The 4,296-nt window shown below is 67.9% G+C and carries 5 protein-coding genes and 1 pseudogene; 3 read left to right on the top strand and 3 right to left on the bottom strand.

The annotated features are described in order from the left end of the window. A partial coding sequence (locus tag ASJ79_RS19685; RefSeq protein WP_197420290.1) for an N-acetylmuramoyl-L-alanine amidase occupies positions 1-445 on the top strand: 445 nt, incomplete at its 5' end. Here ASJ79_RS19685 and ASJ79_RS19680 read toward each other — a convergent pair. Further along, the gene (locus tag ASJ79_RS19680) at positions 442-906 is read right to left on the bottom strand and encodes an SRPBCC family protein (RefSeq protein ID WP_067958801.1); all 465 of its coding nucleotides are present in this window, start codon (positions 904-906) and stop codon (positions 442-444) included. The two genes, ASJ79_RS19685 and ASJ79_RS19680, sit on opposite strands and share 4 nt — an antisense overlap. 80 nt (positions 907-986) lie before the next feature. Here ASJ79_RS19680 and ASJ79_RS19675 point away from each other — a divergent pair, with 80 nt between their 5' ends. After that, positions 987-2,375 (top strand): FAD-binding oxidoreductase, encoded by a 1,389-nt coding sequence (locus ASJ79_RS19675; protein ID WP_067958798.1) that lies wholly within the window; start codon positions 987-989, stop codon positions 2,373-2,375. Beyond that, a complete protein-coding gene (locus ASJ79_RS19670) occupies positions 2,372-3,694 on the top strand; it encodes a class I SAM-dependent methyltransferase (protein ID WP_067958796.1) in 1,323 nt (440 codons plus the stop codon). Before ASJ79_RS19675 ends, ASJ79_RS19670 begins: the two co-directional genes overlap by 4 nt. A gap of 18 nt (positions 3,695-3,712) precedes the next feature. Here ASJ79_RS19670 and ASJ79_RS19665 read toward each other — a convergent pair. Both ASJ79_RS19665 and ASJ79_RS32510 read right to left on the bottom strand, forming a co-directional pair. Next, positions 3,713-4,168, bottom strand: a pseudogene (locus ASJ79_RS19665) (DNA polymerase III subunit gamma/tau); the annotation flags it as partial. Continuing rightward, positions 4,087-4,296 (bottom strand): fumarylacetoacetate hydrolase family protein (locus ASJ79_RS32510; RefSeq protein WP_197420291.1); only part of this gene is annotated, 210 nt, incomplete at its 5' end. The pseudogene ASJ79_RS19665 and the gene ASJ79_RS32510, both read right to left, overlap by 82 nt.

Here is a 4,296-nt window from a genome sequence, read left to right as displayed (position 1 = left end):
CACCGCGATGTCCCGCGGCGACGACACCGGACTCGGGCCGTGCGTCGACGAGCGCGCCGCGATGGCCAACGCACTCAGCCCGAACGCCGTGGTCTCCATCCACGCCGACGGCGGCCCGGCCACCGGCCGCGGGTTCCACGTGCTGTATTCGTCGCCGCCGCTCAACGCCGCGCAGGCCGGCCCGTCGGTGCAGTTCGCGAAGGTGATGCGCGACCAGTTGGCCGGCTCGGGCATCCCGCCGGCCACCTACATCGGCCAGCAGGGCCTGAACCCGCGCGCCGACATCGCCGGCCTCAACCTCGCGCAGTACCCGTCGATCCTCGTCGAGCTGGGCAACATGAAGAACCCGGTCGATTCGGCGCTGATGAAATCACCGGAGGGACGGCAGCGCTACGCCGACGCCGTCGTGCGCGGCATCGTGGCGTTCCTGGGCAGCCAGCGTTAGCCCTGGGCGCCTTCGATACCGACGGTTCCTTCCACCTCACGCTTGAGGTTGCCGAGCACCTCGGCCTGGATCTTGCGCAACCCGATCGGGGCGAACGTCTTCTCGAAGAACCCGCCGACACCGCCGGCGCCCTGCCAGGACGTCTTCATGGTGACCGACGATCCCGGCCCCGCGGGGGCGACGGTCCAGTTCGTCACCATCGACGAGTTCGCGTCCTTCTCGATCACGGTGCGACCCGCGACGTCGACCTCGGCCTTCACATCGCGCGAGCGTGACTTGGTGGCCTGCAGCTTCCACTCGGCGACGGTGCCCGCGCCCTGCCCGCCCTGGAGCACCCGGTAGCCGCTGTAGTGCGAGGAGAGAATCTTGGGGCGCATGGCCTCGTAGTCGGCGACGGCTCCCAGCACCGTCGCCGGATCTGCGTCGATCAGGACCGTGCTGGACGCGCTGACCTGTCCCATCAGTGCAATCTCCTTGTCAAGAGGCGGTCAAGAGACTCAGTGCGGTCGCATCGAGCACGACCTCGGACTAGCGTATATCCGTGTCTGTTGCCTCGACCGACGCACGGGCCGCTCACGCCGACGGTGTGCAGCGGTTGTTGGCCAGCTACCGGGCCATCCCTGCCGACGCCACCGTCCGCCTGGCAAAACCCACCTCCAACCTGTTCCGGGTGCGGGCCGAGACCACCGCGAAGGGGCTGGACACCTCCGGGTTGACGAACGTGATCGCGGTCGACCCGGACGCCGGCACCGCGGAGGTGGCCGGCATGTGCACCTACGAAAACCTGGTCGCCGCGACGCTGCCCTACGGGCTGGCTCCCCTGGTGGTGCCACAGCTCAAGACCATCACCCTCGGCGGCGCTGTCACCGGGCTCGGGATCGAGTCCTCGTCGTTCCGCAACGGGTTGCCCCATGAATCGGTGCTGGAGATGGACATCCTGACCGGCACCGGGGACATCGTGTGCGCCTCCCCCGACGAGAATCCCGAGCTGTACCGGGCGTTCCCGAACTCCTATGGCACATTGGGGTATTCGGTCCGGCTGAAGATCGAGCTGGAGCCGGTCAAACCGTTCGTGGCGCTGCGCCATCTCCGGTTCCGCTCCCTGTCCGCCCTCGTGGAGGCGATGGACCGAGTCGTCGAGACCGGCGGCTGGAACGGCGCACCCGTGGACTACCTCGACGGTGTGGTGTTCAGCGCCGACGAGAGCTACCTGTGCCTCGGTCAGCGCTCCGCGACGCCGGGTCCGGTCAGCGACTACACCGGCCAGAACATCTACTACCGCTCCATCCAGCACGACGGCCCGGACGGCGCCGAGAAGCACGACCGGCTCACGGTGCACGACTACCTGTGGCGCTGGGACACCGACTGGTTCTGGTGTTCAAGAGCTTTCGGCGCGCAGAACCCCCGGATCCGGCGCTGGTGGCCGCGGCGGTACCGGCGCAGCAGCTTCTACTGGAAGCTGATCGGCTACGACCAGCGCTACGGCATCGCCGACCGCATCGAGAAACGCCACGGCCGGCCCCCGCGCGAACGGGTGGTGCAGGACATCGAGGTCCCGATCGAGCGGACCGTCGACTTCCTGCGGTGGTTCCTCGACACGGTGCCGATCGAGCCGATCTGGTTGTGCCCGTTGCGGCTCCGGGGAGACCGGGACTGGCCCCTGTACCCGATCCGTCCACACCACACCTACGTCAACGTCGGCTTCTGGTCCTCGGTGCCGGTCGGCCCCGAAGAGGGCTACACCAACAGGTTGATCGAGCGGAAGGTCAGCGAGCTCGATGGACACAAATCGCTGTATTCCGATGCGTTCTATTCGCCGGAGGAGTTTGATTGCCTCTACGGCGGAGAGTTGTACAAGACCGTGAAGAAAACCTACGACCCAGAGTCCCGTTTCCTCGATCTGTATGCGAAGGCGGTGCGAAGGCAATGACCACGTTCCGGGAACGTACAAGCGAGCCGGCCCTGTCCGGCGATCGCAAGCTCACCCTGGCAGAAGTGCTGGAGATCTTCGCCGCGGGCCGGCTACCGCTGAAGTTCACCGCCTATGACGGCAGCAGCACCGGCCCTGACGACGCCACGCTCGGCCTGGATCTCCTGACCCCGCGCGGAACCACCTACCTGGCAACCGCTCCCGGCGATCTCGGGCTGGCGCGGGCCTACATCGCCGGAGACCTGCGGCTGACCGGTGTACACCCGGGCGATCCCTACGAGCTGCTCACCGCGCTGGCGGAGAAGCTCGAATACAAGCGGCCGTCCGCGCGGGTGCTGGCCAACGTCGTCCGGTCGATCGGGATCGAGCACCTCAAGCCGATCGCGCCACCACCCCAGGAGGCGATGCCGCGGTGGCGCCGCATCGCAGAAGGACTGCGCCACAGCAAGACCCGTGATGCGGAGGCCATCCACCACCATTACGACGTCTCGAACACGTTCTACGAGTGGGTGCTCGGCCCGTCGATGACGTACACCTGCGCGTGCTACCCGCATCCCGACGCCACCCTCGAGGAGGCGCAGGAGAACAAGTACCGTCTGGTCTTCGAGAAGCTGCGCCTCAAGCCGGGTGACCGTCTGCTGGACGTGGGCTGCGGCTGGGGCGGCATGGTGCGCTACGCGGCCCGTCACGGCGTCAAAGCGGTCGGGGTGACGCTGTCGACGGAGCAGGCACGGTGGGCCCGTGCCGCGATCGACCGGGACGGGCTCGGTGACCTCGCCGAGGTCCGCCACGGTGACTACCGCGACGTGCGTGAATCGCACTTCGACGCGGTGTCCTCGATCGGTCTCACCGAGCACATCGGCGTGGCCAACTACCCGTCGTACTTCCGGTTCCTGAAGTCCAAGCTTCGCCCCGGTGGCCTGCTGCTCAACCACTGCATCACCCGACATCACAACCGGAGTCACGCCGCCGCAGGCGGATTCATCGACCGTTACGTGTTCCCCGACGGAGAGCTGACCGGGTCGGGCCGGATCATCACCGAGATCCAGGACGTCGGCCTTGAGGTGCTGCACGAGGAGAATCTGCGCCACCACTATGCGATGACGCTGCGCGACTGGTGCCGGAATCTGGTGGAGTACTGGGACGACGCGGTCGCCGAGGTCGGCCTGCCCACCGCGAAGGTGTGGGGTCTGTACATGGCCGCGTCGCGGGTCGGCTTCGAGCAGAACGGCATTCAGCTGCATCAGGTGCTGGCGGTCAAGCTGGACGAACGCGGCGGCGACGGCGGATTGCCGTTGCGTCAGTGGTGGAGCGCCTGACCTACCGGCTTCCGGCGGTCAGCCGTCGATGCGGCGTGCGCCGAGTTCGTTCTGCAACAGTTCCAGCGCGGCCTCTTCCGGGTCGCGGCGTGGTGCGGCGGGGTCGGAGTTGCCGGCCTCGGCCAGCATGCTCTCCTCGTCGTCGACGTCCGGCGGTGGCGGCGCGGGCTCGGACACGGCGCGCTGCGGCTCACGGCTGGGCGCCGCGGCGGCCGCGGGGGGAGCGCCGGTCTCGCAGTGGACCCTCCAGTTGACGCCCAGCGCGTCCTTGAGCGCTTCCCTGATCACGTCGGCGTTGCGCTGTTCGCACAACCGTCGCGCCAGCGGTGCCGACTCGTGGCTCAGGATCAAGGTGTCACCTTCGACGGCACGCACGATCGCACCGGCGAGCATCACCTCGGTGGTGCGGCTGCGTTCACGCACCTTCTCCCGCACCGTCGTCCACATGCTGCGCACCGCGGCGGCGCCCGGCTCACCGGCAACAGCTCCACCACTTTGGACAGCTCCTCGACGAGGCGTGGCACCGGGAAGATGAGCTGCGACGTGCGGCCCCGCTGCACCACCTCGCCGTTGATGGAAGCGCTGATGCCCAGATCGTCGAC

Source organism: Mycobacterium sp. NAZ190054, assembly GCF_001545925.1.
Lineage (GTDB): Bacteria > Actinomycetota > Actinomycetes > Mycobacteriales > Mycobacteriaceae > Mycobacterium.
This window is presented reverse-complemented; position numbering and strand designations above follow the sequence as displayed.